Origin of the sequence: Paenibacillus antarcticus (assembly GCF_001637225.1) — a bacterium.
GTDB classification, from domain to species: domain Bacteria; phylum Bacillota; class Bacilli; order Paenibacillales; family Paenibacillaceae; genus Paenibacillus_AQ; species Paenibacillus_AQ antarcticus.
Map to the genome: position 1 here is coordinate 1 of NZ_LVJI01000040.1, position 2466 is coordinate 2466.

The following is a 2466-nucleotide window of genomic DNA, read 5'->3' on the forward strand; positions in this document are numbered from 1 at the left end:
AACAGGTAGAAGGTGAGTAGTTTTGGAAGAAAAGGAAAAAAATAACTACGAGAGAGTTGCATGGATAAAGCATGCCGCCAGCGTTCGTCCTGAGCCAGGATCAAACTCTCCAAATTGGTATTTAGAAAGAGCGAAATGCTCATTTTGAAACAAACTGGCGAGAATTTACATTCTCTATCAAATGATTTCTCATTTGTTTTGATTTCACTTATCGCAAAATCTACTCACTCGTTGTTCAGTTTTCAAAGACCAATTATTTCGTTTTGTTAGCACCAGTCTGTCTCGGTGACAACTTTTATATCATATCATGTCCGGTTCGTTTGTGCAAGCTTTTTTTTCGATTTAAGTTTCATTCGATATTGGCTTGCCGATTCAATAAATAGTGTTGTTTATTGGCCGGAATAATATATCACGGGCTCAAAAGAATAGCAAGTCTTTTTTAACAATATGTTTGTAGAATTTATAATTACCCAATTAGATATATTTATACACGCATTTTATGTTGTATAGAGGATTTCTGCAAATGCTCTTCCTTCATATATATATATATTCAAAAAAAATAGCATGGCACTTGGCCATGCTATCGAATGAAATTTCCTACAACATCATTTTATTAACCTGCACTACCAAGGAATACATAACGTAGAATAATCAGAACCGCCAACACCCACATCAACCAGTGAATATTATACTTCTTCTTCTCTACAAGATTACCGAAAGTAGCCAGAATAACATAAGTCACGATACCGAATGAAATCCCGTTAGCAATATTGTAAGTGAAAGGCATCATTGTAATTGTTAAGAAAGCTGGAATGGCCACGACCATATCCTGAAAGTCGATTTCTTTAATGGACTGCACCATAAGTACACCTACAATAATAAGTGCCGCTGCAGTAGCAGACCCTGGAATCAGTGCCACAACTGGAGCTAGAAACAATGCCAATAAGAAACATACCCCTGTTGTTACTGCAGTAAGACCTGTACGACCACCTTCAGCTACCCCTGCTGAACTTTCAACAAAAGCAGTTGTAGTGGATGTTCCAAGCATAGCACCACCCGTTACAGCAACTGCATCCACAAACATTGCTTTACCTACACGTTTTTTACCTTCTACCGGATCTTTCATAATACCCGCACGAGTAGCAGTACCAACTAATGTACCGAACGTATCAAACAATTCTACAAAGGTAAACGTCACAATTGCAGAGACAAGACCTGTGTGCATAATACCTTCCCAATCGAAGGACATAAAGTTCATCTGTGTGAAGTCTGGAACCCAATGAATATCATTGCTTCTCAATGTACCAAAGTCCACAGCTCCCATAAGGATAGCCACTAATGTTGTACCCAAGATACCAAACAAAATTGCACCTTTCACACGTAGTACCATTAAGATAGCAATTAAAATCACACCAACAAGTGCTAATTGAACATCCGAATTATTTAGACTACCTAGATGAATCACCGTTTCAAATCCGAGCACATCCGTAAATGTATGTGCTGGAATGTCCTTACCAGCTTCAACACCGATTGTCATCAGTCCACTGTTCTTCAAACCTAGTACAGTAATGAATAAACCAATACCTACTGTAATTGCATGTTTCAAACTATCTGGAATTGCATCAAGTAACATTTGACGCACATGAGTAATCGTCAATAGAATAAAGATCAAACCTGAAATAAATACCGCTGTTAAGCCCATTTGCCAAGTAAACGGATGATCCGTTGATGCTGAAGATAATACAACAGAAGCGAAATAAGCATTTAATCCCATACCAGGCGCCAATGCAACCGGAAAGTTAATGAATAAACCCATTGCAATTGTAAAAATACCTGCTGCTAATGCTGTAGCCAAAAATACAGAATACCATCCCATATCAATTTGACCAAAAGCCGTTAGCGTGTTCGGATTGACAGACAGGATATAAGCCATTGCCATAAATGTCGTCAAACCAGCCATAATTTCTGTGCGTACTGTCGTACCATTCTGTTTCAGTTTAAAAAATCGATTCAACCGATTCATCAGAATACTTCCCCCTTAGATATGTTGAACAGCAACAAAAAGCTGAAGTCATAGTGACTCCAGCCTGAATAAAAAAGAGAATAGCCCGTATGTTCACAGCCTGATGGCTATCGTATACGTCGATTTCTTTTATAATCGTAGCCAGGCCATTATGGTGACCTCGTAGAGACTTCCAAGCCAATCCTCGGAATTATACGAAATATTATGTGTTGTTGTGCTTAATCATTTTATGTCGAAACAACTTAGCTTGTCAATCATAAATCCGTACATTAATATAATTTATTTTATTATTGTTCGTGAATTGTTAAAACGGTTCAATAATCTTATCGTTCCCATGCAATGGATAAACTATTTGCAAAAAAAATGTACTGATTTGCTAGAAGAAGCTTTTCTATTGTTCCAAAAAGAAGAGCAAACCCGTTCTGAAGTGACCCCTGTCAAGT

General features: G+C 37.8%; 1 protein-coding gene and 1 riboswitch. The gene reads right to left on the reverse strand.

Annotation, left to right across the window (positions count from 1 at the left end; translation table 11 throughout):
* Nucleotides 1-613: 613 nt before the first annotated feature.
* Nucleotides 614-2014, reverse strand: a complete 1401-nt coding sequence (locus tag PBAT_RS20375; RefSeq protein ID WP_068652372.1) for an NCS2 family permease — start codon at nt 2012-2014, stop codon at nt 614-616.
* A 127-nt stretch (nt 2015-2141) separates the two neighbouring features.
* Nucleotides 2142-2241, reverse strand: a riboswitch (purine riboswitch).
* Nucleotides 2242-2466 lie beyond the last annotated feature (225 nt).